Origin of the sequence: Paenibacillus terrae HPL-003 (assembly GCF_000235585.1) — a bacterium.
GTDB lineage: Bacteria > Bacillota > Bacilli > Paenibacillales > Paenibacillaceae > Paenibacillus > Paenibacillus terrae_B.
On record NC_016641.1, the window covers coordinates 3,051,067 to 3,075,132 of the forward strand.

A 24,066-nucleotide genomic window follows, 5' to 3' on the forward strand; every position below is an offset into this window, starting at 1 on the left:
GAAAAAGGGAAGAGGGGATTTCATTGTCATCCAAAAGTCTAGAGGAACGAGTAGAATTACTCGAATACTACAATGTCCTCATGAGGGATTTTGCGGTTGATCCTGAAACATATGTGCTCTGGGATTATATTATGTCTGAACACTTAAACGGGGCACAAGGAAATCAACTTTTGGAGGTTCTAAAAAATCATTATACAAAACTCAAAATAGCGCTGGAGAAAGAGGAGCGTTTGCCCGGTACAAGTTACCTTTATGAAGATCTAATTAATGTAGTCAAGTCGTTTGGTAAGCCTGCAAGCGAACGAACCGCTTATAGTATTCTGTTAAGAGCTTCGAAGCTTCCAGAATTTCATCTTTACTCGAAATATCTATAAAAAATAATGAAGAAGACCCACTCCCCCAATAGGGGGAGCAGGGTTATAGTACCAAGTCGACATTAAGGCTCCCCTTAAAAGAGGAGTCTCAGAAGATATTATTCACTCAATAATCAATAAACCTCAGGGATATTCTATAACCATATTTGAAAATTCTGACTTTCCAGCTAAGCGTATAGTAGGCGTTTACGAATTTGTAAGCAGTCTTCCTTCTAACTCTTAATTGAATTAGTGATTTGTGATATTATTTGTTCCACAAAGTCCGTTTGTGATAAAGCTTCTGAAAAAATCAACTTTAAAGCGACTGATAATCTTACGCTAAGTGTTAACTTTAATCAAAGGCCAGCTTAATTGCTGGTCTTTTTTTCTATAAATCAGACATTTTTCCTGAATTTATTCATCCTCATTATAGAAATAACCTCTTACACTAAGATCATAAAAGGAGGGATTGTGATGAAAAAGCAAGAAATTTTACGACATAGCTTAGAAAAGAACAGACAGAAGCTCTACGATCTACAAAAGAAATATGGATTCGATGATGCTCGCGTGCTTAAGCAGTCTATGATTCTCGACGAGCTTATCAACCAATACAATCGGACCTTCTATTCACATATAAAAAAGCCGACTGCTTGAAAGCAATCGACCTCTGAGCGAGAAACTTTTGGCGGGTGACTCGCTCTATTATTTTATCATACATGCCTTAAAATCTGATGGATTCATATTAAAAATGTACATCCTCCGTTGCAAGCAAACGTACAAAACGATTACCGAGCATCTCGTTGTGGTGGGCAACGATTTGTTCTCCGCTCAGTACTTTACTATTAAATGTACTGTGCGCATCCGATACAAGCACATTATTCTGATATCCCAGACTGTAGGCGTTCCGACAAGTCGTGTCAAGGCAGAACTCGGTCTGCATCCCGGCAATGATGAGTCGCTCAGCTCCCAGTTCCTTCAGCACATCGTCCAATTCAGTTTGATAAAAGCTGTCCCAGGACGATTTACGGACAATTCGTTCATGAGGAAGAGGACGCACTACATCGGCGATAGGCCAGCCTACACTGTTTTCCCGGAAATCCTCATCCGCTTCATCGGTATGCTGCACAAAAATCACCGGCGTACCTGCTGCTCTGGCTTTGGTCAAAAGCTGTTGCAAATGTTCTACAACTTCCTGCTCACGATACAGCTTCTCATCATACATAAACATAGCCTGCTGCACGTCAATAATCAGTAAAACGTTTTGTCCCATCGTCTCGATTCCCTCCCTGTATGTTACACCTATCTTACAATAGCATGTCTTCATGTCTTGCGGCGACATAAGGTGAACTATATAATAAAGGACAAGTTGGAACGGTCCGATTCGGACGAAAGGTGATTGAAATATATGACAATTTCGCAGGAACAGTTTACGTTCCGTTCTGCCGGAGAGGCGCAGACCGGGGTTTTGGCAGGGTTTTTGGCAGGCAAAGCGGTTTCCGGAACGGTGATCGTGCTGGATGGAGATCTGGGAGCGGGCAAAACCGCTTTTTCCAAAGCCTTTGCCAGTCATCTGGGTGTCCCGGGTATCGTGAACAGCCCAACCTTTACGCTCATTAAGGAGTACGAAGGCCGATTGCCCTTGTACCATATGGATGTGTACCGTATTACACAGGATGAGGCAGAGGATCTTGGGCTGGACGAATATTTTTACGGGACAGGCGTATGTCTGGTCGAATGGGGCAGTATTATACCGGATATGTTGCCGGAGCAGCGGCTTCACATGTATATAGAAACAACAGATGTGGAGGAGCGCTTGATTCACCTGACCGGGTACGGCGAGCCTTATGAACAATGGTGCCGCAGTTTGCGGGAGAATGGAGTTTGAACCATGCTAAGAGAGCATACAGATGAGAATGTAAAGCCGCGTGAGCGGTTTTTGGCGTTAGATACAGCGACGACCGTGATGGCGGCCGCCCTGATGAACGGAAAAGAGCTACTGGGAGAAAGCAATGTCTATGGCGAACGCAATCACTCGGTGCATGTGATTTCCGAATTGGAACGGCTCCTGAACGAGGACGGGCTGACACGGGATGATGTGGACGGCATTGCGGTGGGTGTCGGACCGGGGTCTTACACAGGTATTCGTATTGCCGTGACCGCAGCGAAAACACTCGCTTGGGCTTGGGGCGTTCCGGTGACATCCGTATCCACTTTGCATGCGCTGGCCTGGGGCGGTTGGAGCCGCGGCACCGAGTCGCAGGAGCAAGAAGTTAGAAATGCGTCAGCAAGGAACCACTCGGCTGGAGAGCAGGCGACAGACTGGATCGTTCCAGTGCTGGATGCCCGGCGTGGGCAGGTTTACACAGGCTTGTTCGCTGTGAATATGGACGGCGATACAGGGATTCCGCAGCGTCTGGAGCCGGATGCGATTCGGCTGATGGCCACTTGGACCGAGGGCCTGCTGCAACGACTGGAGGCTTTGCCGCCCGAAGAGCGTCCTGCGGTTATTTGGCTGGTCGGTGAAACAGCGGTTCACGCAGAAGCAGCCGAGCGCCTGCGTGCATGGAGCGAGCTTCGTATCGTACCGTATGTGCTGGAAGGAAGATGGGTTGGCCGCCTTGGGGCGGATAAGCTGCTTCGTCAGGAACATGACGAGTTGCATACGCTGGTTCCGAACTATACCCAGCTGGCGGAGGCGGAAGCCAATCTGCTTCGTCAGCGCTGAAGAGAGCGGTGAACAACATGGCAAAGAACATACAACGGGAAGAAAAGCTAGAGTTTCGACTGATGCAGCTGGATGATATTCCCGATGTGCTGGCGATTGAGCATGAAGCGTTCACGTTACCGTGGACAGAGGAAGCGTTCCGCAATGAACTGACGATGAATCATTTTGCCAAATATATGATTATGGAGCTGAACGGACAGGCCATCGGCTACGCAGGGATGTGGACGATTATGGACGAGGCCCATATTACGAATATTGCCGTTCGTGAGGCCTATCGCGGGCGCAAGCTTGGAGATAAGCTGCTGGACGAGCTGATGCAGACCGCCTCTTATCTGGGGATGGAACGCATGACGCTGGAAGTACGGGTGACGAATCGGATCGCTCAGGGCTTGTATGAGAAAAAAGGCTTTAAGCCAGCGGGCGTCCGAAAGGGCTATTATTCGGATAATAACGAGGATGCCGTAATCATGTGGGCGGATCTTCCCGCACATGAGGCATCTGGTGAACAGGAAGGAAGCGTGCAGAAGCAATGACGCAAGAGGAAAAAGCAGGTACAGGCGCCGCCTCTGGTGAGCCTTGCTACATACTGGCAGTAGAGACGAGTTGCGACGAGACAGCTGTGTCTGTCGTGAAAAATGGCACCGAGGTGCTTTCTAACCTGATTTCCAGTCAGATTGAAACGCATAAAGCCTTTGGCGGAGTTGTGCCGGAGGTGGCATCCCGCAAGCATGTGGAGAGCATCACCTACATGCTGGACGAGGCCATGCAAGCATCGGGCATTACGCCCCGCGAGCTTTCGGCGGTTGCTGTGACGCAAGGACCGGGACTGGTTGGTGCGTTGCTGGTGGGTATTGTTGCTGCCAAGAGCGCCGCCATGGCGTTCGGCAAGCCGTTGATTGGAACACATCATATCGCAGGACATATTTATGCAAACCAGTTGGAGCATAAAATCGTATATCCGTGCATCGCCCTGGTCGTATCGGGAGGGCACACGGAGCTGGTATGGATGGAGTCCGAGGGTCACTTTCACCTGATTGGTCGCACGCGGGATGATGCGGTTGGAGAAGCCTACGATAAAGTGGCGCGGGCTATTGGATTTCCGTATCCTGGCGGTCCGCACGTAGACCGTGTGGCTCATGAATCGGAGGAATCTATCACTTTGCCCCGTGCATGGTTGGAGCCGGATTCTTATGATTTTAGCTTCAGCGGCTTGAAATCGGCGGTGCTGAATGTGATTAACCAGACGAAAATGCGCGGAGAAGCTGTTCATGCCGGAGCTATCGCAAGAGGCTTTCAAGAGTCGGTCGTGGAGGTGCTGGTAGAAAAAGCGATTCGTGCCATGCGTGAATACGGTGCGAAGCAACTGCTGCTATGCGGTGGTGTTGCTGCCAATCGCGGATTGCGGACAGCACTTCGCGAACGTTGCGAGCGTGAAGGTATCGAGTTACTTGTGCCATCCATGAAATATTGTACGGATAATGCAGCCATGATTGGAGCCGCAGCTTACGCCAAGTGGAAGCGCAGAGAATACACCTCGCTGGACATGAAAGCTGATCCTGGGCTGTCTCTGGAAGAGTGGTCCGTCCAATCTTGATTGGAGAGGCATTTGGCTGGTGAGCAGAAGATAAGTGAAAAAAGTTGATAAGGACACGACTCGTTTGGGTCGTGTTCTTTTATTTTTCATGTAAGCTAAATTCGAAAAAATACTTATACAGATCTATATATAAAATTCAACAGGTATAAATACAGGAATTTGAGCAGGGGAATTTGACTGTCTAATTCTTCCGCGGCGTTCGTCATGATGTTGCACGATTTTTCAGCATTCATCAAAAAAATCTGAAATTTAATACTCCCCGAACAATGAAATGATTTGTCAAGTTGTGAACAAAGTTATCCACATATCCCGGCAAAAATGTGGATAATTAAGCTCGAAGCAAGCGGCTTAAGACTTTTCTAGGATACAAGAACAGTGGACATTATGTATCTTTAGGTTTTGTGAAATCTGTGGATAATGTGGATAAAGGGGTGGATAAATTTGGTTTTCATATGAAAATGGCCTTTTAACAATAAAAAAATGGCCCCAAAGGCCATTTTTCAATACATTTCATGCACATATTCTGTGGATATATTTGTGTATAAAAATGCGAATAGGGCAAATGTGAAATTTTTAAGACCATAATTGTGAAGCAGGTCTTACTCCTCTAACAGTTCCTCCCATGATGCGTAGGTTGCTGTCAATTCCTGCTTACGTGCGTCAAGTTGTGCTTGAATATCCTGCAACGCCGTGTAATCCTGATAAACCTCTGGCAGAGTCATTTGCTCCTCCAGCCCGGTAATTTGTTCTTCCAGCTCTTTGATTTGATTTTCCAGTGTCTCCAGCTTGCGCTGGCGACTGCGTTCCTCACTCTTGGCTTGTTTGTCTGCGGCATAGGCTGCTGCACCTGTTTTAGGTGTTGTCTCGACCGTTGCGGATACAGACGATACTTTGCTGCGTGTTGCCTGACTGGCCTCCAGAGCTTCCTGCGCAATTTCCTCCAGCTCCTGCTTTTTATCTACGTAGTCATCATAATTCCCCAGGAAATGTTCTATTCCGCCAGGATGAAGCTCAATGACACGTTCCGCCATTTTGTTAAGGAAATAACGGTCATGGGAGATGAACAGCAGCGTGCCGTCATAGTCGATTAGGGCAGCTTCTAGCACTTCTCTACTGAACAGGTCGAGATGGTTGGTAGGCTCATCGAGAATCAGCATATTAGCTTCGAGCAGCATCAGCTTGGCGAGAGAGACGCGAGCTTTTTCACCGCCGCTTAAAGTAGCTACCTTTTTCAGTACATCGTCACCACTGAACAGGAAGTTACCCAGCACTGTACGAATTCGTGCCTCCTCCATATGGGGGTACTCACTCCATAGCTCCTCCAGCACCGTATTAGCCGGGTTCAGGTTCGTTTGCTCCTGATCATACAGACCGATTTTGATTTTCGTGCCCCAGTGAATCGACCCGGCAGCAGGCTTTAACGTTCCGGTCAGGCATTTGAGCAACGTCGATTTTCCGATTCCGTTCGGACCAATCAGCGCAACGGTATCGCCACGTTTTAAGTCGAAGGATGCATGCTGAAATAACGACTTTTTACCTTCATAGGCCACGGAGAGGTCACGTACCTCCAGCACTTCCTTTCCCGACATATAAGCTGTTTCAAAGGAAAAATGGGCTTTTCTCAGATCTCCCATCGGGCGATCCATTCGATCCATTTTCTCCAGCTGCTTGCGGCGGCTCTGGGCGCGTTTGGTGGTGGAAGCCCGCACGATATTACGTTGTACGAATGCCTCCAGACGGGCAATTTCCCCTTGCTGCTTTTCATAGTGCTTGAGATTGGTTTCATACTCGGCAGCTTTCAGCTCCATATAGCGGCTGTAGTTGCCTGTGTACCGGGTCGAACGATGACGCTCGATTTCGATAATGGTGGTCACCAGTCTATCGAGAAAATAACGGTCATGGGATACGACCAGCAGCGAGCCGGAATAGCCGCGCAAATAATCTTCCAGCCAGGTCAGTGTTTGAATGTCCAGATAGTTGGTTGGCTCATCGAGCATGAGTACATCTGGGGCGAGCAGCAGGATACGGGCCAGCGCGAGACGTGTTTTCTGTCCACCACTCAGTGTGGATACAGGCGTTTCCGGTGCAAACGAGCCAAAGCCCATACCATGAAGCACGCTGCGAATACGAGTCTCCATTTCATAGCCGCCGTGATCCTTGAACCAGTCCGACCTTCTCGCATATCTTTCCAGCAGATCTGCATAGCGCTTCTCGTTCTCCGCATTGGTAGGGTCGGCGATTTCCTGCTCCATCTGCCGCAGTTCCTGCTCTGCTTGGATCAGTGGAGTGAATACGAGCATCATTTCTGCCCAGATGGATCGGTCGGAGTTCAAGCCGCTGTTTTGCGCCAAATAACCAATGCTGGTCTCCTTCGCCTTGAAAATTTGTCCACCATCATATGATAATTCACCAGCGATGATTTTGAGCAATGTCGATTTGCCCGCGCCGTTCACACCTACCAGTCCAATGCGTTCACGTTCCAATATTTGAAGGTTAATCCCGTCCAGAACGGGCTCAATTCCATAGGATTTTGTAATTCCAGTTACTTGCAATAGCATCGCGTATCGTTCCTCCATTACATTATGCACAGTTTTCCCCGCTTCCTCCGCAGGGTGTCTTCCTTCCAGTTTACATGAAAATACCCACTAATGCACTGCTATCACCCTGTAAACCCTAGAGCCGCGTGTAGTCAATTTGTATAAACAATGATAAACTTAAGCGAGAACTGAAAAAAAATGAAAAAAGCTTGCAAGGTACAAGACTTACTGACAATTGGACAAATAGTAACGTTTTAAAGCATTATCGACGATTGTGCGGGAGGACGGATATTCTTTGGATGTCTGTAGTGTGAAGAACGCGCTGCGCTTGCAGCAACGGGAGACGCGGGATTTCATGGACCCGCTGACGCGGCAGGAGGCATCGGCTGTTGCCTGTCGGCATGCAATTGAGGCATGGGAGCAGCTTAGAATAGACAGAAACGGAGATAGGCTGACGGTATTTAGCTATCTTTCTTTTGGCAGCGAAATTTCTACGACTCCTTTTATCGAGCATTGCTGGTCACGGGGGGACCGTGTGCTGGCTCCCAGAGTGGACTCGGTAACCCGGACCATGGAGCTGAGGCAGATGGGGCAGCACAGCGATGTTGTGCCTGGCATTTGGAACATTCCTGAGCCTGCGTTGACATGCGAGAAATGGGCGCCTGAAATGTGGTCGGGAATCGACTGGGTTGTCGTGCCGGGATTGGCTTTTGATCGTCATGGGGGCAGAATCGGCTACGGCGGGGGCTACTATGATCGTTTCACCGTACAGGTAGAAGCAGAGAAACGTGCCAACGGCAATGCAGGTCCGCTTTATGTTTCGCTGTTGCTGCCGGGACAATTGCAGGAGCAGGTACCCATGGAGCCGGGGGATTTGAGGGTGGATGTGCTTTTTACCCCGGAAGGTCCCATACATTGCGATATTGTAAAATCTGAAAAAACAAACGATGAATGAAGCGAAGTTTGGCATGTGAAAGGAGCTGTGAGGGAGTCGTGGATTCCTTTACTCATTTTAACGAACAGGGACGAGCTCGTATGGTGGATATTTCGGGCAAAGCGTCCACAGTTCGTACAGCAGTCGCAGTGTCACGGATTACGATGAATCCGGCTACACTCATGGCTGTGAAAGAGGGTAGGATCGGCAAGGGCGATGTTCTTGCTGTAGCGCAGGTCGCAGGGATTCAAGGCGCGAAAAAAACGTCGGACTGGATTCCGATGTGTCATCCGCTGGCTCTGACGGGCGTGAATATTACGTTTTCTGATAATGGACATGATGTGCTTCATATTGAAGCTGAAGTGAAGACTGAGGGCAAGACAGGTGTGGAAATGGAAGCTTTGACAGCGGCTTCAGCCGCAGCGTTAACCGTGTATGATATGTGCAAGGCGCTGCAAAAAGATATGATCATCGGCCCTACCATGCTGCAATCGAAAACAGGTGGCAAGCATGGGGATTTCCAAAGGGAGGACCACCGGGAACCTTGACATAGCCATACATGTCGCCGAGAGGGTACTGTGATGTGATGGAGAATGCAGCGTGGCTGTTTCTGATTTTCAGAAGAGAAAGTATTCTTTCATGATAGGAGAAGGGTGATCTTATGGTGTGGAAAACGGCGATCCTGACAGCCAGTGATAAAGGGGCGAGGGGAGAGCGCGAGGATACAAGCGCACAGGTCATCCGGGAACTCATCGAAGAAGAGCTGGGCGGAGAGATTGTGGAGTACCGGATCGTTCCCGATGAACCGGATGAAATTATTGCGGCTTTAATCGAAATGACCGATTATTTTCATGCAGACTTGGTGCTGACGACGGGCGGAACCGAGCTGGCGATCCGTGATGTGACACCCGAGGCGACTCGGCGGGTCGTGGAACGGGAAGTGCCCGGCATGGCGGAAGCGATGCGTATGATTGTGATGCAGAAAAATCCGGCGGCTATGCTTTTTCGTGGAATCGTAGGGATCCGGGGGCGTACGCTGATCGTGAATTTGCCGGGAACGCCCAAGGGCGTGCATGAAAATTTGGCGGCTATTATGGATCAGTTGCCAGAGGCGCTTCTCATGGTGACAGGCCAGTTCCGGTAGAAGGCAGTATGCTGAGTGTGGTATGATATCCGTAAGAATTTACATGACTGTATGCGAGCAAACCATACAAGAAACATACAACGGACAAGTAGGGTACCCATGGTTGTTTCAGCGTCTGTGTACCAGATGCGGGTTCTTGTTTTTAGTTTTTGCCCGTCAACATAAGGAGGATAACACTCATGCCTAATATTGGAGCACCGGGTTATATTTTGTTAATCATTCTGGCGCTGCTGCTATTCGGCCCGAACAAGCTGCCTGAGCTCGGTCGCGCTGTGGGGCGTACATTCCGTGAGTTTAAAAACGGAGCACGTGATATTTTGTCTGAAGACCAACGGACTGAACACAAAGACAATAAGGATAGCGTAGTCAAGGCATCCCAGACATCGACTTCAGAAGCGCAGCCCCAGCCGGAGGATAAGCGGTTGTCTTAGATGAATTGCATATTTTGGTGCTTTTACAATTTCAAGAAGAGCCTCTTCTCCAGGGAAGGGCTTTGTTTTTTAGGGGCGCAGCTGCGTCCGATCAAGAAAGGAGGAGCGAGTGTGACCTCACCAGAGCATGAAATGCCACTCATGGAGCATCTGGGCGAACTACGTCGTAGAATCATATACGTGCTGATTGTATTTGTTCTGGCACTGGCTGGTGGTTTGTTCGCCGCAGGTCCTGTCTATGACTGGCTTATTCGCTCCGGTTCGGCGCAGGCTTTTCAATTGAATGCATTTTCCTTCTGGGACGGAATAGGCATCTACATGAAGATCGCCATGCTGATCGGAATTGCGGTTGCGCTGCCGTTTGCATGCTACCAGCTGTGGAAGTTTGTTAGTCCCGGCTTGCGGCCGCAAGAACGGAATGCGACTTTGCGGTATGTACCCTATGTGTTGCTGTTGTTTGTAATCGGTGCAGCTTTTGCTTATTTTATTGTTTTCCCGATGGCGATTCAGTTTACGTCGTCTGTCACCAAAAGTATGGGATTGCATGAAACGTACGGTATTGCCCAATATTTCACCTTCATGTTTAATATTGTACTGCCTGTGGCTCTGTTGTTTGAACTGCCGTTGCTCATCATGTTCCTGACGGGTATTCGGATACTAACTCCGATGAGGCTTCGCAAATGGCGGAAAATTTCTTATTTTCTACTTGTTTTTGTTGCTGTCGTCATAACTCCCCCTGATTTTATCTCCGACTTTCTGGTGGCGATCCCGTTACTGTTGCTGTATGAAGTGAGTGTGTACATGTCAGCAGTGGTGTACCGCAGGCAGTTGCGTGCGGACGAAGAACGTGAGGCACAACTGCGTGTAGCGCCGGAGCGGTAACTGGCAGAACTCGAATTTTCATGCAAAACGGTATCTTCTTGGTTCTGGAGCTACATGGCAACTTTGCGATCATGTAGATCAGGGATCAGCAGATCATAACCATTTGCAGATCATGAAAAGCAGCAGCTTAGCTGCCTTGAAAATAACCATTAGCCTTGGGATAACGGTTATTTTTAAGACAGATGGATATAATCGAGAAGGGCTGTCCATAAAAATTCCCATAAAAAATACATCAGGGACTTGAAATTCAATCTCAAGTTGAGTATCATAAAGTTGGTTGTTAGCACTGACGAGTGTCGAGTGCTAATACATACAACATAACAACCGTATAACGGAATAAAACACTTAATAAGGAGGCTATTTTTTCATGATCAAACCTTTGGGTGAACGCGTATTGGTGGAAGCAATTGAGCAAGAACAAACGACTTCCTTCGGAATCGTACTTCCTGACTCTGCTAAGGAAAAGCCGCAAGAAGGCAAAATTATCGCGGTTGGCGCAGGCGCATTGAAAGACGGTGTCCGCATTCCTCTGGAAGTAAAAGAAGGCGACCGTGTCATCTTCTCTAAATACGCTGGAACGGAAATCAAATATGAAGGTAAAGAATATTTGATTATGAAAGAAAGCGATATCCACGCGATCATTGGTTAACCGGAATCCGGACAAGACCTGAATATAGGAATCGAACAAATCATTCATAATCCATGGGAGGTTTATCGCAAATGGCAAAAGACATTAAATTTAGTGAAGACGCTCGTCGCTCCATGCTTCGTGGGGTAGATGCATTGGCTAACGCTGTTAAAGTAACACTCGGACCGAAAGGCCGTAACGTTGTACTGGAGAAAAAATTCGGTAGCCCGCTCATCACAAATGACGGTGTAACGATTGCAAAAGAAATCGAACTGGAAGACGCTTTCGAAAACATGGGCGCTCAACTGGTTAAAGAAGTAGCAACCAAAACCAACGATGTAGCTGGTGACGGTACGACAACAGCTACTGTTTTGGCTCAAGCCCTCATCACAGAAGGTTTGAAAAACGTAACTGCTGGTGCAAGCCCAATCGGTATCCGTAAAGGGATCGACAAGGCAGTTAAAGCAGCCGTTGCTGAACTGCAAGCGATCTCCAAACCAATCGAAAGCAAACAATCCATTGCACAAGTAGCCGGTATTTCCGCTGCTGACGACGAAGTAGGCGAACTAATCGCTGAAGCTATGGAAAAAGTGGGCAAAGACGGTGTTATCACTGTTGAAGAATCCCGCGGTTTTGCAACTGAACTGGAAGTGGTTGAAGGTATGCAGTTCGACCGTGGTTACATTTCCCCGTACATGATTACAGATACGGACAAAATGGAAGCTGTGCTGGACAATCCATACATCCTGATCACAGACAAAAAAATCACGAACACACAAGAAATTTTGCCTTTGCTTGAAAAAATCGTACAACAAGGCAAGCCACTCGTGCTGATCGCTGAGGACATCGAAGGCGAAGCGCTGGCTATGCTCGTTGTTAACAAACTGCGTGGTACATTCAACGCTGTAGCTGTTAAAGCTCCAGGCTTTGGTGACCGTCGCAAAGCAATGCTGCAAGACATCGCTGCCCTGACAGGCGGTCAAGTGATCACGGAAGAACTGGGTCTGGACCTGAAAACTGCTTCCGTAGATCAACTGGGTACAGCACGTCAAGTGCGTATCACGAAAGAAAATACGATTGTGGTTGACGGCGCGGGCAACAAAGCCGACATCGACGCTCGTGTTAGCCAAATCCGTACGCAACTGGAAGAAACGACTTCCGAGTTCGACAAAGAGAAACTGCAAGAGCGTCTGGCTAAATTGTCCGGCGGCGTAGCAGTTATCAAAGTTGGTGCGGCTACTGAAACAGAATTGAAAGAACGCAAACTGCGCATCGAAGATGCCCTGAACGCAACCCGTGCTGCGGTTGAAGAAGGTATCGTATCCGGTGGTGGTGTAGCGCTTCTGAACGTATACAAAGCCGTTGCAGCTGTTGAACTGCAAGGCGACGAGCAAACAGGCGTGAACATCGTATTGCGTGCTCTGGAAGCTCCAATCCGCACGATTGCTGCTAATGCAGGTGAAGAAGGTTCTGTAATCGTTGAGCGTCTGAAACGCGAAGATGTTGGCGTAGGCTTTAACGCAGCTACTGGCGACTGGGTAAACATGATCGACGCTGGTATCGTTGACCCTGCAAAAGTAACTCGTTATGCACTGCAAAACGCTGCTTCCGTAGCAGCAATGTTCCTGACTACCGAAGCGGTTATCGCTGACAAGCCAGAACCAGAAAAGGCTGCAATGCCTGATATGGGTGGCATGGGTGGAATGGGCGGAATGATGTAAGTAAAAGGCTAAAAAGCCTATAAAACCGCTATTTAAAAGGCTCCCGAGAGGGAGCCTTTCTTCATTTAATCACGAAAAAATCACATTTCTTGCAAAGGGGGATGATCTTTCGTGAAATTGAAGTTCAATATATCTGCAAAGTGAATTCCTATTTTCTCATTTGCATCCTTTTTCATCTTATCTGTGACGTGTGTGTAGATCCTTAGAGTTGTTTCTGGGTCATCATGTCCCACGCGCTTCATAATCGTTTTTAGGTCTACTCCAGCCTCTGAGAGCATGCTTATGTGGGTGTGTCTAAAGATATGGGGAGTGGCTTCCTTTTTGATGGATGTTTTCTTTAAGATTCTATCCATTCTAATCAAGATATTTTTTTGGATGTATGGATATCCATTGTCACGACAGAACACGAAATCCTTGTCATGATAATCAGGGTACATTTTTCTGTTCTCCTGCACTATTTTTTGCTGCATATTTCTATAATCGGCAAGCAAGTCCATAACGGCTTCGTCCAAGTCGAAAGTGCGGATAGACCCTTTAGTTTTAGGTGGGGTGAGTTTATATAGCTTCATATTGTTTTGCTCATTATAGAGAGTTTTGGTCACTCGAATTTCATTCGTTTCAAAATTAGGTCGTGTCTGAAAACTCTTCATTGAGTCAATTTGAAAATGGCAGCTACGTATACAAACGCCAAGAATGACTTGGCCAACTTGTCGTAACGAGTAGCCACACGGAGAAAGTGTTTGATTTTATTGAAAAAGCACTCCACTAAGTGGCGTTCTTTGTAACGATACCAATCGACTTTCCAAGGGTTTTGACTATTCGCTTTAGGCGGGATGGTGTAGGATGCCTGCTTAGCTGTAATCCAATTCCGAATCGCTTCTGAGCCATAGGCTTTGTCGCCAAGAATATGACTTCCTGTAATATCAAGCTTCTGAAGTAAATCGATCGCTGGAACAGAATCATAGACTTGACCACCCGTCAGAAGAAAAGCGAGGGGATTTCCTAATCCATCGACGACCGTGTGAAGTTTGGTTGTCTTTCCGCCACGACTGACGCCGATGTGTTGATTCACTTCGTGTCCTTCAACGTTTTTTTAGCACCGGCACTATGTTGATGGGCTTTGACCGATGTAGAATCAATGCTCAAGTTTTCAAAGTCAGGTTCGATCTGGAGAGATTGGAAGATAGTGACAAGCAGTCCGGTATCTCGCCACTTGCAAAAGCGACTGTAGACCGTTTTCCATGAACCATAGCGTTCCTCCGGTAGATCACGCCAGGCAGCACCACTTCGAGCGATCCATAGAAAAGCGTTAAACATGGTTCGTTCACTTAATTTTGACGGACGTCCTGTTTTGTAGGGTGGAAACATGCCCTTAATTTGATCCCACTGTTCATCGCTTATTTCGTACCGTCTTTGAATCATCTTGACGCTCCATTTGTTTTTCTCAAATCTTACCATGTTATTTAGTTTTCAGACACATCCTAGAGTAACTGAAGCAGAGGCAGAAAAAATTGCTTCTCGTCTACGTGCTGGTCTGACTGAATCAGAGATTATTGGCGATGGGTGTATAGGGAAATTCTCTGTTTGTGCAGCTCCGGATATAGTTGATCTCAAACAACAAAAACAGTATCTAGAAATGGTTGAAGGTAGACCTTATTTAGCGCAAGTTTTTCATGTGGATTATGATGAGTTAGACACGGGGTATTCTACAAAAGTAAAGTTTCGCATACATCATAAAGGCGGATTTGAATTCAAAAGCAAAGTAAGCGAACGGATCATTAGAAGGATTCTGGATGTGTTTATCGAAGTAAGGTATGGATTAGACAGCAGATCGGAAGATGACATTCAAGAACCTGCTTCTTAATATATGTAGGGAGGCCACAACAATGCGGTTAAATACTGTAAAAGTAGACCAAGTACTTGAACAATTGGCTCTTGAAAACAAGAGCCGGTTTAACGCTTATTTCGTGGCCCACCTTTCTGAGCAAAAAGATGTAGACAGGGTGAATGATTATTTGATGATGAAGTCTGACTTTAGTGATCTCATTGTCAAAGTTGAGACTATTTGTCCAGAATCTCACATCGATCAGCAATTTGATTTGCATAAACTACCAGACTTTGAAATAGAGTGCAGATTCTGCGATGATGAATGGTATATACCAGATCCTGAGAATACAAATATCGTGTACTTTTTTTCAAAAGAATACGTTGAAGAGGTAAAAAAAGAAAGAAGAACGAGGGTTTGATCGCAATTTGACGGAAGTTACTCAGATTATTCCCTTCCAAGCATATTCATGGAGAAGGTTTCTGGAGAGCGGCACAATGATTAATATATTTGGAGGGGGCAATAATATGTTCAATGACAATTCAAGAAACATGAATGGAGCCAATTTTCAAGGTGCCACATTCACTGGGAATCAGAATTTTCTAAGTGGCAACAATAATCAGTCATTCCAATCAGGCTTAAGCACTGAAACTGAGGAATTGTTTGAAAAGGTCCTGGAAGAAATAAAAAGAACAATCCAAGATACTGAAGAGCAGCAGGATATATTGAAGACTTAAATAAGGTAAAAGAGGCTACGGCAAGCGGAAAAAAGGAACGGATTTTAAAATTCTTTAGCAGACTTGGAAAAGGCATTCAAATTTCTTCTGCTGGAGTCGCTCTAGCTAAAAATCTTGGTATTTTGGCTATGTTATCTCTTTAAAAAGTAGCTTCTTTTTTTAGGGAGGGGCTTTTTGTGAGGACAGCATGAATCATTCATATAGTATCTACGAATTGCCCAGAGCAATTATACTGATAACAACACATACGGAAGCACTGTTGTGCAATCCGAAAGAATCGGTGACACCCTACTGGCTATGCTGGAGGGGTTTTTTTTACGTTAGGGGAATTTTCCATTTCGTATCGAATGAGTTACCGAGGTGAATAGCATGGACCATACATATAAAGTGTTAAAGTCAGATATCGAATTATTTGCAGCAGCATTAAGTCAGGTAAGAGTAAATGTAGTCCAGCCATTGAGTGAGGATTTGATAGATATTATAGACTATGGCGGCGCGGTGGAGAAAATTACACCGGAGTGGATTAAGATAAAAGGTTCATATTTCTTCCGTAATCAGTTTGAATTTAGAGTAGATGCAAAGAAGGACTTCACTGGTATGTGACCAGTATGGAGTCTTTTAATTGGAACCAATAAATTACAGTTATTTTCATATAATATTTTAACAATCAAAAATCAAAAAAATCGACACATAAATACAAATTATTACAATATTAGGTATATAGAACCATTGTAAAATGATAATTATTCTTATTTGATTTCAGTATATTTTGATTATAATTATCTTATATCCATAATTTTGGATGTAAAAAAATGAAAGAATAGGAGATAATACATGAAAAAGAAATTGAAAAGTTTATCTTTGTTAGGTGTGATAGCTTTATTGTCATTAGGTTCTAGTTCAGTTTATGCAGAAAGTGTTACTGAAGCAACTTATGGAAAATCAATCAACCCTTCAGGAATAGAAATTTTTGCAGAGGCTAAATATCCCGGGGCGGGGACTTATTTTGATCCCTATTCAACAACGAGAGAAAAATCTACAGACTTTTCTATGGAGGTAACTAATACTGGAGCGGGTACAACTTCGGTTACGAGAACGGTAAGCATACGAAAATTTGCAAATGTTTCAGTTGGTGGTGAGACTGAGCTGAATGTTATGGCCCAAAAAGTTAAAGCATCTCTCGAGGTAAATGCCGGAGTAGAATCTAATAAATCAGTTAGCATTACATGGTCTATTCCAGCGAAAAGTGTCTACACTATTAAAGCTGGGAGTGTAGTAGTAAAGACAAGTGGCTATATCGAAAGAGCTAATAATTCTGGTGTAGTTGTTAGCAGGACTTATAACTCTGGAAATTGGACTACTTCAGATTTTTCTGATAGTATATTTGTTAGAAAATTGTAATGAAACTAATAATTTTATAGGGAACCAGTTGTCATAAATGGTTTCCTTTTTTATACTTCAAAGGGGTGATAGAGATCATTTCAAGAAAAGCCAGTTTATGCATTTTAGTATTTGTAATTATAACTCTGGTTGCCTGTAGCAGTAATACTAAAGAGATGGTTACAGATCATAAAAATCTTAATCCTAGCAATAATGTGAACAATGAGAAAAACAAGAGCAAAAGTGAAGAAAAAAATGAAAATCAGAACAATGAAATGAGTGAGCCTTTTTTAACGGGGACTCATTTTGAAGACCCTAACGCCTTTATTGTATATGATTTTAAAATGTCTCACGATTCCTCTGACAACTCAGTCTCCTTTCGTGTAACTTATAAATTTGGAGACAAGCCTAGAAAATATATACTCGAAGGTAAACATCCATATTACTTCTATATAAGTGTTCCAGAAAGTTTAGCTAAATATTATACTTTACCCGAAACCATACCGGTGAAGGGCGAAGAATTACTTTCAGATGACGATAATCTGAAATACCAAGTTGATATCAAAGCCTCGCTAAAAAAAGGGTTACCAAAAGATGTTATTAATTCTGTAATTAATAAGCCACAAGGATATTCCATAACTGTATTTGAAAATCCCGATTACCCGGCTAAACGTATAGTAGGTGTTTATGAGTTTGTGAGCACAATCCCTCCTAATACCTAAATTGAATTTCAGATAGGGCTTATATTAGTTTGCAACAATAACGGGTATGAGTCTTTTTTTGTTTTGTGACAACAAGTACGATACTTCGACGCACCTTACCATCTGTTTACTTTCTCTTCACCATTTTTTGCTCAAGAAGGCGGAAAACAGCAATGGCGGTGAAGGGGTATCCAGCACCGCCATCGCTTTATTTTTGCAAGATGATTTGATCAGGCAAGCTATCCGTCAAGTGCGCAAACTTACTTTTGAGACATCTCATCTCACCAAGCAAGAGGTTTATCCAATGTTTTTCGATATGACGATTTTCCCCGTTTCGGCAACTCTTCGCTTTTGCGATACGCCTGAAGCAGGCCTTGAGCAGTAAAGGGATAGGTCTCATCGATATGGATACTCAATTTATTCTCTTTCATATGGCGAACAATGGATTCAAAATCGGGACGGTTAGGTCTTGCCTGGAAGAAACATGCGTCAATGTCGCGGACCTTCGGATATTGATTGATCGCGAATGCCACCACTGAAATATAGGTTCCGCCATCCTTGATGACCGAGTAGTTCTTCTTTCCGATTTCTCCCGGTAACCCGGTACCGAAGGTAGATGGGTCCATAGCGGAATCCAGCACGATATTGACAGGCTCGGTTATTTGGGTGGCAAAGTCGACTTTCGTGTAGTCGAACACCTCGTCCGCACCGAGTCCTTTGACGAAATCATGATTATAGTCCCTCGCAGTTGCAATAACATATGCTCCATGTTGCTTGGCCAACTGGACCGTCGCATGCCCCACACCTCCGGCACCGGCTTGAACGAGGATGCGTTGTTCCGGTTGAAGACGGCCATGCTCAAACAGCGCTTGCCAAGCTGTCAGGGCAACCGTAGGCGCGGCGCCTGCCTCTTCGAAGGAAAGACTCTCAGGGATGACGGCAAGAAGATCTTCCTCCACCGCAACATAGTCCATGTAGGAACCCCTCTGAGCCATGCCCATGACACGATACCCCGGCTTGAAATGACGCACTTTTCCGCCAACCTCTATTACGATGCCGGCTACTTCATTACCAAGAACAAGCGGCAATTGAAATTGAGCCGAAAATTTATCGGCCATCGGACTCTGAAGAATCGCGCCGCTGCGAAATAGAATATCTGCGGGATTGGTGGAAGAGGCGCGCATTTCGATGAGAACCTGTGTGTCGGTGAGTGCGGGAATTGGCACTTCCAGTTCCTCTAGCACTTCGGGGATTCCAAAGCTTGTCAAAGCAATAGCTTTCATGATTATCCTCCTCTTAAATTGAACATACGTTGATTTTTCAATTGCCGTGTTTCTAGTGTGTTAACTGGGCCAAATCCTTGGCATTATCCGTTAATTGCTTTCCCACTGGGGAGGTAATATCAATAGTTTGCCGTCCTTTATGGAGCTTACGGTGATGTCATCGCCGGGCGGATATCATTTTATGAAACATCTCGTCTAATAATATTATTTCTGTTTTTTGGCTGATGGCATGGTTCCCAGGCTTTACATCAATTATGAAGTCATTGCTCAGCATCTGGCGGTAACGGGAAATAATATCGTTGTCAGGCAATTCTCTCATTGCCTTCGTTTCGGGTGGGATTACCGGAATTCCGGCTTGCTCTACCAGGTGAATGTTTTGTTTAATATCTGCGGCGATCTTGCTTAGAGTGCTTACACTTCTTGCCGTCTCTATATCCACCATTCCGTCATTCGTATAGAAATGCTTGAATGTCTTTTTGGATTTCATAATGCAAATCCACCTATTCAAATATTTGGGCAAGTTCTTTCACTCTTTCGGTCGTCAGTCCATTTATTTCACCAAAAATGGTTCCTTGATGTTTTTCGGAACCGAATTGGGCGTATAGAACATCTTCTTTGATATCTCCACCGGCGCCCGGGAATCCCGGAAGTAAGCGATCGCCCACGATTTCAAGCCAAGAGTCATATCCAATGGTGTTGGTCAAGGTGACGATGGTCTTGCTCCGATTATGCTTGAGCGCAGACAGGGCAGATTCGGCCTGATCATATCGTACTGGAACAAAGATAAAATCATAAATGTCGTCATTATCAAGCTTTTCTATCGTCTTAATCGACGATATTTGCTTTATCGACCTATTATCGTTGTATTTCAGGCCGTCCCTTTTCAGCGCCTCCAGTCTCTTTCCTCGTGCCAGTATAGTGACGTCCAGTCCCGACTGTGCTAATCGGAGTGCATACACACTGCCAATCACGCCGGCACCAAATATCAAAAGTCTATATGGTTTGGTGTTCAATATGATCTTTCCTTTCATAGAATTAGTCACAGGTTGTTTAAACAACACCTGTTTGATAAGATAAAAATATCGCATGCTTATGATTTCAACCGGCAGAGTTAGATGAAAGTTGCATAGGCAACACATTGTGATAATTGATGTTTAACAAGGAGATATAGAAATGGTAAATTAGGAAGATCCGAGGGTGTTGCGTACACGACAGTTAATTAGAGCAGCGTTCAGAGATTTGTTGCGGAGAAAAGGATTTGATGCAATCACCATCAAAGATATCGCTCAGAAAGCAACCATTAACCGCGCCACCTTTTATGCCCATTTTGAAGATAAATATGCTTTGCTTGACGAAGTCACAGAACAGGCTTTTCATCAAATGATTCCTGAGCAAGTGGCGAATGCACAGGAGTTTACGGATGAAATATGTGACCAGTTGATCTTGCTGACACACCAATACATCGTGAGTTTTTTTCGGATCTGCAGAATGGATTCCAATTCGATGGCTACGCCTTGTCGATGAAAAAATAAAGAAAATGCTGCAGCAAACCATAGAGAGCATTTTTCTGAAAGGGGATACCCCCCATGGGGCGGACAGGCATCATATAAAAATCATGGCGGCCATGACAGGTTCAGCGATCTATGGCGCTGCGCATTATTGGTTAAATGTCGAGAAAAAGGATCGAACCGATATGCTTGTAGACATTGTTCGTCCCTATGTAATGAACGGTCTGGGGCTGTATCGCAATGGCGATGAATACAGATGAAAAACGAGACTGGTCAGATAGGCGATGGTGTACCATAAGTTACACACCTCTCTTTGTTTGCATGGTTGCCGGACACATTCATGATACCAAACGAAGAAGGTGTTCTTTGTCAAGAGAAGTAAATAGATTGATTCAACGCTTACAGCCACAGCTGTTTAGGTTAATTCAGATAGAGAATATTAAAGCTCAATAGAGCATCATTGCTACTCTGTACACCTTGGTATACAATTGTGGAACAAATGCTAGAAAGGCTGAGTTGTGTAAGAACCCAATGGCTTAGTTGAATCACAAAAAATCACATAAAAAATCACAATCTCGGCGAATGTGGACGAATATAAGCGAATGAAATTTTCTGGATATGGAACAAAACATGTTATAAAATCAGAGGTAAGTTCAGAAGCGTTTATCGGCGAGGATCAATCAAAGATGGGCGGAATGATGTAAGTAAAAGGCTAAAAAGCCTATAGTACCGCTATTTAAAAGGCTCCCGAGAGGGAGCCTTTCTTCATTAAATCACGAAAAAATCACATTTCTTGCAAAGGGAGATGATCTTTCGTGAAAATTGAAGTTCAATATATCTGCAAAGTGAATTCTTATTGGAGGAATTCTGTTATTTCCCTCCTAGGAAATGTATTAATTAGGGTAAGCAGTGGAAACCTTATAAACTTCCTGATACAGCTTATTCTTAACCTTTTCGTATTGTGAGTTAGTCAACAACTCAGGATAGGTCATGATGTTTAATAGTAGTGTATCCTGATTTCCCCGTAGGGGAGGTTGGATGTGATTGAACTTATTCAATCGAAAACCGAGTCGTTCATAAAACAAAACCCTTTTTTGTTGTATCTCGGTTTTAGGGGGCTCGATTTCTAAAACAATTGGTAAAGTAGATTGTCTAATAAATCGCTCCACCAAACTTTTTCCTATACCTCCACCACGGAACGATGGTGCCACAGAAATATGCTCAATGAATCTGAAGGTCTCGAATTCTCTACTGGCGAGAAAGGCGATCACTTTGTCGTCATCATTATGCTCAATTAATAAGTGGTAAGTCGGATCCTTTAATAACTCCTTTTGATCTGAATAGGTCCCGAATTCTGTAGTTGGAAATGATTCCTCCATTATTTCATAAATTTGGTCAAATGTTTTTGTTGAAATCACATTACTCACTCCCGGTTGTTATTGTTTGTATAACTACTTTAAACTCTGGTATGATACCAAGGTCAAACATGATTTTTCATATTACATTCATTTAATAGAGGTGTAGAGGTTTTGAAGGACTATTACAAAATAAGTGAAATATCGAAACTATATGGAATTAGTGTCGATTCGTTGCGCTATTATGAAGAATTAGGTGTCTTAGAACCACAACGTGAAAAGAATAATTATCGAATTTATAGCCTTAAGGACATTAGCAGATTGAATATAATTAGGGATCTTCGGTTACTTGATTTCTCTATGCAGCAGATCAAAGATTACCTTGATAACCACAGCGTTGATAAGACCTTGGAAATTTTGCATGAAGAACAGAGGCTTATACAGGAGCGAATTAACAAACTTCAACAAAGAGGGAAAATGATTAATGAAAGGATAAAAGTTATATCGACCAATTTGGAAATAAAAGCTGGCGAATTCAAAGTATTGAAGTTTCCGGATCGCCCATGTCTTCAGCTTAATTTGCGAATAACCAGAGATGAAGAAATGGACTTTGCCATTAAAAAGCTTCATTCCAAGCATGAAAATAGAATTTTTGATTTTGCTAATCAAATCTATGCGTCTTCTGTGAAAGCTGATGAAATGATTGTAAATAAGCCAGTGGTATTTGACTCTGTGTTTTTTATTTTGGATCAAAATGAAAAAGATTATGATTTTATACTTCCTAAAGGGGATTATCTGACTTTTTATTACCGTGGAGGTTATCATCAAACTTCTCAAAAAATATTTGAAGTAATTAATTATGCAAAGGACAACAACTTGCAGTTGCTAGGCAATCCTTTTGAGATCTACGAAACTGATAATCGAGAAACCCCAATTGAAGATGAATATCTAACACAAATACAAGTAAGGATCAGTAAATAATTTTTTTTCATTGACAATGCTTGATTCAACTAAAGGGTGGAGCTTAAATAGAGCTAGTGAGAAAAAAAGAGTAAACGGTGGGTTACTGGTTCAATCGGTGCCTCTGTTTTTTTATTTTTTTGGCAATAGTCATAGCCAAAATGAAAGCGTTGACATGGGTTTCAACCCACTATATACTTAGCTTAATTAAATGAATAGCATTAGGATTGTTACTGTTACGCAGGCAAAACCTAAGGAACAAGATGTTAAGATCCAAGGATCTTATGTATTTTGTTATACTTAGGTTTTTTTATTTGTTAGAGAGAGAGGTAGGTTAAATATAAGTGGTTTCGGCATTCTGCTGGAGCCATTTTCTTCTATTTACGATGTTCACATCTGAGAGGAGCGACAAACTTGGAATACAAATATGAGTTGGTCCAGGCAGACAATCATTTTCCGTTAAAAATTATAGTTCATTCCTCAAATGAACCAGCATACATACCTAGACATTGGCACGACAGCGTAGAAATATCCTATGTGCTTTCAGGAAGAATCGACAATATCTACATTGATGGCGCGAATTATAGCTCCAAAGAAGGGGATATTGTACTCATCAATTCGAATGCTATTCATTCCTTTGCTGTGGCTAAGGGAAAAGGGAGAGAGGCTATAACCGTTCTGATTCCTTCTGGATTTATTAGAGAAAATGTTAACAGCAGTAATCCCATTTCATTTGACTGTATATCTATTTTTGAAACCAACGAGCAGAGATTGCAGCAATTTGCGGAGCTGCGTGATTTGCTAAACACATTATTTGCGGCTTATCTCAACCAGGATAATGACCCTTTAGAACATATCCATTTAACGTCGCTATCTTATAAACTGGTGTATCTTTTATTAATGCATTTTAAAATTGACAACGAATCTATCCGTGGCTTTAACTCCAATAAATATTTGGAGCGGCTAACGTTGATAACCGACTATATCCAAGAGAATTACGATCAAAGCTTATCCCTGGATTCCATAGCCCAGGTTTTTGGATTATCTCCCGAATATTTGTCCCGTTTTTTTGTCAAGCATGTAGGGGTAACCCTATTTCAATATATCAATGCCATCCGTCTGGAGAGATCTTTTCGTGTTCTGATGAATTCGGACCATTCCATCATTCAAATTGCGTTGGAGCACGGATTCCCGAACGAGAAATCTTTTGCCAGGGTATTTAAGAAGGTTTATCAGGTAACACCACATCAATATCGGAAAGGGAATAAGGGGTATTCCGGGGCCAGGAGTCAGTAATTGACCCTAATTAGGTTAATAAAAGGCAGGATGCAAATAAAAGAAATCATTAAAATAAAGAATGTAAGCGTT

31 protein-coding genes are annotated in these 24,066 nt (G+C 44.1%); 23 read left to right on the plus strand and 8 right to left on the minus strand.

Annotated elements, in window-relative coordinates; translation table 11 throughout:
• Window positions 1-23 precede the first annotated feature (23 nt).
• On the plus strand, window positions 24-374 hold the full coding sequence (locus HPL003_RS13880) for a hypothetical protein (RefSeq protein WP_014280308.1): 351 nt from the start codon (window positions 24-26) through the stop codon (window positions 372-374).
• 453 nt (window positions 375-827) lie between these two features.
• Window positions 828-1,007: an aspartyl-phosphate phosphatase Spo0E family protein gene (locus HPL003_RS13885; protein WP_014280309.1), complete on the plus strand. Its 180-nt coding sequence runs from the start codon at window positions 828-830 to the stop codon at window positions 1,005-1,007.
• 88 nt (window positions 1,008-1,095) lie between these two features.
• Here HPL003_RS13885 and HPL003_RS13890 read toward each other — a convergent pair whose 3' ends face one another.
• Window positions 1,096-1,623: a cysteine hydrolase family protein gene (locus tag HPL003_RS13890; RefSeq protein WP_014280310.1), complete on the minus strand. Its 528-nt coding sequence runs from the start codon at window positions 1,621-1,623 to the stop codon at window positions 1,096-1,098.
• A gap of 135 nt (window positions 1,624-1,758) precedes the next feature.
• On the opposite strand from HPL003_RS13890, the gene tsaE reads away from it, so the two are divergent.
• Genes tsaE through tsaD form a run of 4 tightly spaced genes read left to right on the plus strand, consistent with a single transcriptional unit; the run spans window position 1,759 to window position 4,672 of the window.
• The gene (gene tsaE, locus HPL003_RS13895) at window positions 1,759-2,238 is read left to right on the plus strand and encodes a tRNA (adenosine(37)-N6)-threonylcarbamoyltransferase complex ATPase subunit type 1 TsaE (protein WP_014280311.1); all 480 of its coding nucleotides are present in this window, start codon (window positions 1,759-1,761) and stop codon (window positions 2,236-2,238) included.
• Between the two features lie 3 nt (window positions 2,239-2,241).
• Entirely contained in the window at window positions 2,242-3,078 is an 837-nt protein-coding gene (gene tsaB / locus HPL003_RS13900; RefSeq protein WP_014280312.1) for a tRNA (adenosine(37)-N6)-threonylcarbamoyltransferase complex dimerization subunit type 1 TsaB, read from the plus strand.
• Between the two features lie 17 nt (window positions 3,079-3,095).
• Window positions 3,096-3,611 (plus strand): ribosomal protein S18-alanine N-acetyltransferase, encoded by a 516-nt coding sequence (rimI, locus tag HPL003_RS13905; RefSeq protein ID WP_014280313.1) that lies wholly within the window; start codon window positions 3,096-3,098, stop codon window positions 3,609-3,611.
• Entirely contained in the window at window positions 3,608-4,672 is a 1,065-nt protein-coding gene (gene tsaD, locus HPL003_RS13910) for a tRNA (adenosine(37)-N6)-threonylcarbamoyltransferase complex transferase subunit TsaD (protein WP_014280314.1), read from the plus strand. Before rimI ends, tsaD begins: the two co-directional genes overlap by 4 nt.
• 599 nt (window positions 4,673-5,271) lie before the next feature.
• On the opposite strand, the gene HPL003_RS30220 is transcribed toward tsaD, so the two are convergent.
• On the minus strand, window positions 5,272-7,230 hold the full coding sequence (locus tag HPL003_RS30220; protein WP_014280315.1) for an ABC-F family ATP-binding cassette domain-containing protein: 1,959 nt from the start codon (window positions 7,228-7,230) through the stop codon (window positions 5,272-5,274).
• Between the two features lie 274 nt (window positions 7,231-7,504).
• Between HPL003_RS30220 and HPL003_RS13920 the strand changes: the two genes are divergently transcribed.
• The 7 genes from HPL003_RS13920 to groL all read left to right on the plus strand — a co-directional run bounded on the left by HPL003_RS13920 (window position 7,505) and on the right by groL (window position 12,949).
• Window positions 7,505-8,164, plus strand: coding sequence for a 5-formyltetrahydrofolate cyclo-ligase (locus tag HPL003_RS13920; protein WP_014280316.1), 660 nt, complete (start codon window positions 7,505-7,507; stop codon window positions 8,162-8,164).
• 38 nt (window positions 8,165-8,202) lie between these two features.
• Window positions 8,203-8,691 (plus strand): cyclic pyranopterin monophosphate synthase MoaC, encoded by a 489-nt coding sequence (moaC, locus tag HPL003_RS13925; protein WP_014280317.1) that lies wholly within the window; start codon window positions 8,203-8,205, stop codon window positions 8,689-8,691.
• A gap of 113 nt (window positions 8,692-8,804) precedes the next feature.
• The gene (locus tag HPL003_RS13930) at window positions 8,805-9,287 is read left to right on the plus strand and encodes a MogA/MoaB family molybdenum cofactor biosynthesis protein (protein WP_013309212.1); all 483 of its coding nucleotides are present in this window, start codon (window positions 8,805-8,807) and stop codon (window positions 9,285-9,287) included.
• Between the two features lie 179 nt (window positions 9,288-9,466).
• On the plus strand, window positions 9,467-9,718 hold the full coding sequence (locus HPL003_RS13935) for a twin-arginine translocase TatA/TatE family subunit (RefSeq protein ID WP_014280318.1): 252 nt from the start codon (window positions 9,467-9,469) through the stop codon (window positions 9,716-9,718).
• Between the two features lie 111 nt (window positions 9,719-9,829).
• Window positions 9,830-10,600, plus strand: a complete 771-nt coding sequence (gene tatC, locus HPL003_RS13940) for a twin-arginine translocase subunit TatC (protein ID WP_014280319.1) — start codon at window positions 9,830-9,832, stop codon at window positions 10,598-10,600.
• Between the two features lie 367 nt (window positions 10,601-10,967).
• Window positions 10,968-11,249 carry a co-chaperone GroES gene (gene groES, locus HPL003_RS13945; protein WP_014280320.1) on the plus strand — a complete coding sequence of 94 codons (282 nt, stop codon included), beginning with the start codon at window positions 10,968-10,970 and terminating at the stop codon, window positions 11,247-11,249.
• A gap of 71 nt (window positions 11,250-11,320) precedes the next feature.
• Window positions 11,321-12,949, plus strand: a complete 1,629-nt coding sequence (gene groL / locus HPL003_RS13950; protein ID WP_014280321.1) for a chaperonin GroEL — start codon at window positions 11,321-11,323, stop codon at window positions 12,947-12,949.
• 80 nt (window positions 12,950-13,029) lie between these two features.
• On the opposite strand, the gene HPL003_RS13955 is transcribed toward groL, so the two are convergent.
• Window positions 13,030-13,518 carry a tyrosine-type recombinase/integrase gene (locus HPL003_RS13955; RefSeq protein WP_014280322.1) on the minus strand — a complete coding sequence of 163 codons (489 nt, stop codon included), beginning with the start codon at window positions 13,516-13,518 and terminating at the stop codon, window positions 13,030-13,032.
• A 77-nt stretch (window positions 13,519-13,595) separates the two neighbouring features.
• Window positions 13,596-14,371, minus strand: a protein-coding gene (locus HPL003_RS27560) for an IS5 family transposase (protein WP_202946265.1) whose coding sequence is annotated in 2 segments (ribosomal slippage) — window positions 13,596-14,044 and window positions 14,044-14,371 — 777 coding nt in all. Because the reading frame shifts where the segments join, the coding sequence is not laid out codon by codon here.
• 1 nt (window position 14,372) lies between these two features.
• Between HPL003_RS27560 and HPL003_RS13970 the strand changes: the two genes are divergently transcribed.
• The 6 genes from HPL003_RS13970 to HPL003_RS13995 all read left to right on the plus strand — a co-directional run bounded on the left by HPL003_RS13970 (window position 14,373) and on the right by HPL003_RS13995 (window position 17,613).
• Window positions 14,373-14,813, plus strand: coding sequence for a hypothetical protein (locus tag HPL003_RS13970; RefSeq protein WP_052310819.1), 441 nt, complete (start codon window positions 14,373-14,375; stop codon window positions 14,811-14,813).
• A gap of 22 nt (window positions 14,814-14,835) precedes the next feature.
• Complete coding sequence (locus HPL003_RS13975) at window positions 14,836-15,195, plus strand: hypothetical protein (protein ID WP_014280326.1); 360 nt, start codon at window positions 14,836-14,838, stop codon at window positions 15,193-15,195.
• 76 nt (window positions 15,196-15,271) lie between these two features.
• Window positions 15,272-15,511: a hypothetical protein gene (locus tag HPL003_RS13980; protein WP_014280327.1), complete on the plus strand. Its 240-nt coding sequence runs from the start codon at window positions 15,272-15,274 to the stop codon at window positions 15,509-15,511.
• Between the two features lie 369 nt (window positions 15,512-15,880).
• The gene (locus HPL003_RS13985) at window positions 15,881-16,114 is read left to right on the plus strand and encodes a hypothetical protein (RefSeq protein WP_014280328.1); all 234 of its coding nucleotides are present in this window, start codon (window positions 15,881-15,883) and stop codon (window positions 16,112-16,114) included.
• Window positions 16,115-16,345: 231 nt separating this feature from the next.
• Window positions 16,346-16,912 (plus strand): hypothetical protein, encoded by a 567-nt coding sequence (locus HPL003_RS13990; RefSeq protein ID WP_014280329.1) that lies wholly within the window; start codon window positions 16,346-16,348, stop codon window positions 16,910-16,912.
• 155 nt (window positions 16,913-17,067) lie between these two features.
• Window positions 17,068-17,613 (plus strand): hypothetical protein, encoded by a 546-nt coding sequence (locus HPL003_RS13995; protein WP_014280330.1) that lies wholly within the window; start codon window positions 17,068-17,070, stop codon window positions 17,611-17,613.
• 260 nt (window positions 17,614-17,873) lie between these two features.
• Here the strand turns inward: HPL003_RS13995 and HPL003_RS14000 are convergent, their stop codons facing one another.
• The 3 genes from HPL003_RS14000 to HPL003_RS29770 form a co-directional block, all read right to left on the minus strand.
• Complete coding sequence (locus HPL003_RS14000; RefSeq protein ID WP_014280331.1) at window positions 17,874-18,875, minus strand: NADP-dependent oxidoreductase; 1,002 nt, start codon at window positions 18,873-18,875, stop codon at window positions 17,874-17,876.
• A 157-nt stretch (window positions 18,876-19,032) separates the two neighbouring features.
• Window positions 19,033-19,362 carry a hypothetical protein gene (locus HPL003_RS29765; protein ID WP_014280332.1) on the minus strand — a complete coding sequence of 110 codons (330 nt, stop codon included), beginning with the start codon at window positions 19,360-19,362 and terminating at the stop codon, window positions 19,033-19,035.
• Window positions 19,363-19,375: 13 nt separating this feature from the next.
• Window positions 19,376-19,888 carry a ketopantoate reductase family protein gene (locus HPL003_RS29770; protein WP_238533376.1) on the minus strand — a complete coding sequence of 171 codons (513 nt, stop codon included), beginning with the start codon at window positions 19,886-19,888 and terminating at the stop codon, window positions 19,376-19,378.
• A gap of 184 nt (window positions 19,889-20,072) precedes the next feature.
• Between HPL003_RS29770 and HPL003_RS29775 the strand changes: the two genes are divergently transcribed.
• Window positions 20,073-20,399 carry a TetR/AcrR family transcriptional regulator gene (locus tag HPL003_RS29775; RefSeq protein ID WP_014280334.1) on the plus strand — a complete coding sequence of 109 codons (327 nt, stop codon included), beginning with the start codon at window positions 20,073-20,075 and terminating at the stop codon, window positions 20,397-20,399.
• Window positions 20,400-20,412: 13 nt separating this feature from the next.
• The gene (locus HPL003_RS29780; protein ID WP_014280335.1) at window positions 20,413-20,643 is read left to right on the plus strand and encodes a hypothetical protein; all 231 of its coding nucleotides are present in this window, start codon (window positions 20,413-20,415) and stop codon (window positions 20,641-20,643) included.
• A 633-nt stretch (window positions 20,644-21,276) separates the two neighbouring features.
• On the opposite strand, the gene HPL003_RS14015 is transcribed toward HPL003_RS29780, so the two are convergent.
• Window positions 21,277-21,801, minus strand: coding sequence for a GNAT family N-acetyltransferase (locus tag HPL003_RS14015; protein WP_014280336.1), 525 nt, complete (start codon window positions 21,799-21,801; stop codon window positions 21,277-21,279).
• 111 nt (window positions 21,802-21,912) lie between these two features.
• Here HPL003_RS14015 and HPL003_RS14020 point away from each other — a divergent pair, with 111 nt between their 5' ends.
• On the plus strand, window positions 21,913-22,719 hold the full coding sequence (locus tag HPL003_RS14020; protein WP_014280337.1) for a MerR family transcriptional regulator: 807 nt from the start codon (window positions 21,913-21,915) through the stop codon (window positions 22,717-22,719).
• A gap of 393 nt (window positions 22,720-23,112) precedes the next feature.
• Entirely contained in the window at window positions 23,113-23,994 is an 882-nt protein-coding gene (locus HPL003_RS14025) for an AraC family transcriptional regulator (RefSeq protein WP_014280338.1), read from the plus strand.
• Window positions 23,995-24,066: the final 72 nt, after the last annotated feature.

What these genes read in the sequence shown, in the direction of transcription:
- HPL003_RS13885 (WP_014280309.1), top strand. Translation starts at nt 828, where the DNA reads ATGAAAAAGCAAGAAATTTTACGACATAGCTTAGAAAAGAACAGACAG.
- HPL003_RS13890 (WP_014280310.1), bottom strand. Translation starts at nt 1,623, where the DNA reads ATGGGACAAAACGTTTTACTGATTATTGACGTGCAGCAGGCTATGTTT.
- tsaE (WP_014280311.1), top strand. Translation starts at nt 1,759, where the DNA reads ATGACAATTTCGCAGGAACAGTTTACGTTCCGTTCTGCCGGAGAGGCG.
- tsaB (WP_014280312.1), top strand. Translation starts at nt 2,242, where the DNA reads ATGCTAAGAGAGCATACAGATGAGAATGTAAAGCCGCGTGAGCGGTTT.
- rimI (WP_014280313.1), top strand. Translation starts at nt 3,096, where the DNA reads ATGGCAAAGAACATACAACGGGAAGAAAAGCTAGAGTTTCGACTGATG.
- tsaD (WP_014280314.1), top strand. Translation starts at nt 3,608, where the DNA reads ATGACGCAAGAGGAAAAAGCAGGTACAGGCGCCGCCTCTGGTGAGCCT.
- HPL003_RS30220 (WP_014280315.1), bottom strand. Translation starts at nt 7,230, where the DNA reads ATGCTATTGCAAGTAACTGGAATTACAAAATCCTATGGAATTGAGCCC.
- HPL003_RS13930 (WP_013309212.1), top strand. Translation starts at nt 8,805, where the DNA reads ATGGTGTGGAAAACGGCGATCCTGACAGCCAGTGATAAAGGGGCGAGG.
- HPL003_RS13935 (WP_014280318.1), top strand. Translation starts at nt 9,467, where the DNA reads ATGCCTAATATTGGAGCACCGGGTTATATTTTGTTAATCATTCTGGCG.
- groES (WP_014280320.1), top strand. Translation starts at nt 10,968, where the DNA reads ATGATCAAACCTTTGGGTGAACGCGTATTGGTGGAAGCAATTGAGCAA.
- groL (WP_014280321.1), top strand. Translation starts at nt 11,321, where the DNA reads ATGGCAAAAGACATTAAATTTAGTGAAGACGCTCGTCGCTCCATGCTT.
- HPL003_RS13955 (WP_014280322.1), bottom strand. Translation starts at nt 13,518, where the DNA reads ATGAAGCTATATAAACTCACCCCACCTAAAACTAAAGGGTCTATCCGC.
- HPL003_RS13975 (WP_014280326.1), top strand. Translation starts at nt 14,836, where the DNA reads ATGCGGTTAAATACTGTAAAAGTAGACCAAGTACTTGAACAATTGGCT.
- HPL003_RS13980 (WP_014280327.1), top strand. Translation starts at nt 15,272, where the DNA reads ATGATTAATATATTTGGAGGGGGCAATAATATGTTCAATGACAATTCA.
- HPL003_RS13985 (WP_014280328.1), top strand. Translation starts at nt 15,881, where the DNA reads ATGGACCATACATATAAAGTGTTAAAGTCAGATATCGAATTATTTGCA.
- HPL003_RS13990 (WP_014280329.1), top strand. Translation starts at nt 16,346, where the DNA reads ATGAAAAAGAAATTGAAAAGTTTATCTTTGTTAGGTGTGATAGCTTTA.
- HPL003_RS13995 (WP_014280330.1), top strand. Translation starts at nt 17,068, where the DNA reads ATGGTTACAGATCATAAAAATCTTAATCCTAGCAATAATGTGAACAAT.
- HPL003_RS14000 (WP_014280331.1), bottom strand. Translation starts at nt 18,875, where the DNA reads ATGAAAGCTATTGCTTTGACAAGCTTTGGAATCCCCGAAGTGCTAGAG.
- HPL003_RS29765 (WP_014280332.1), bottom strand. Translation starts at nt 19,362, where the DNA reads ATGAAATCCAAAAAGACATTCAAGCATTTCTATACGAATGACGGAATG.
- HPL003_RS29780 (WP_014280335.1), top strand. Translation starts at nt 20,413, where the DNA reads ATGCTGCAGCAAACCATAGAGAGCATTTTTCTGAAAGGGGATACCCCC.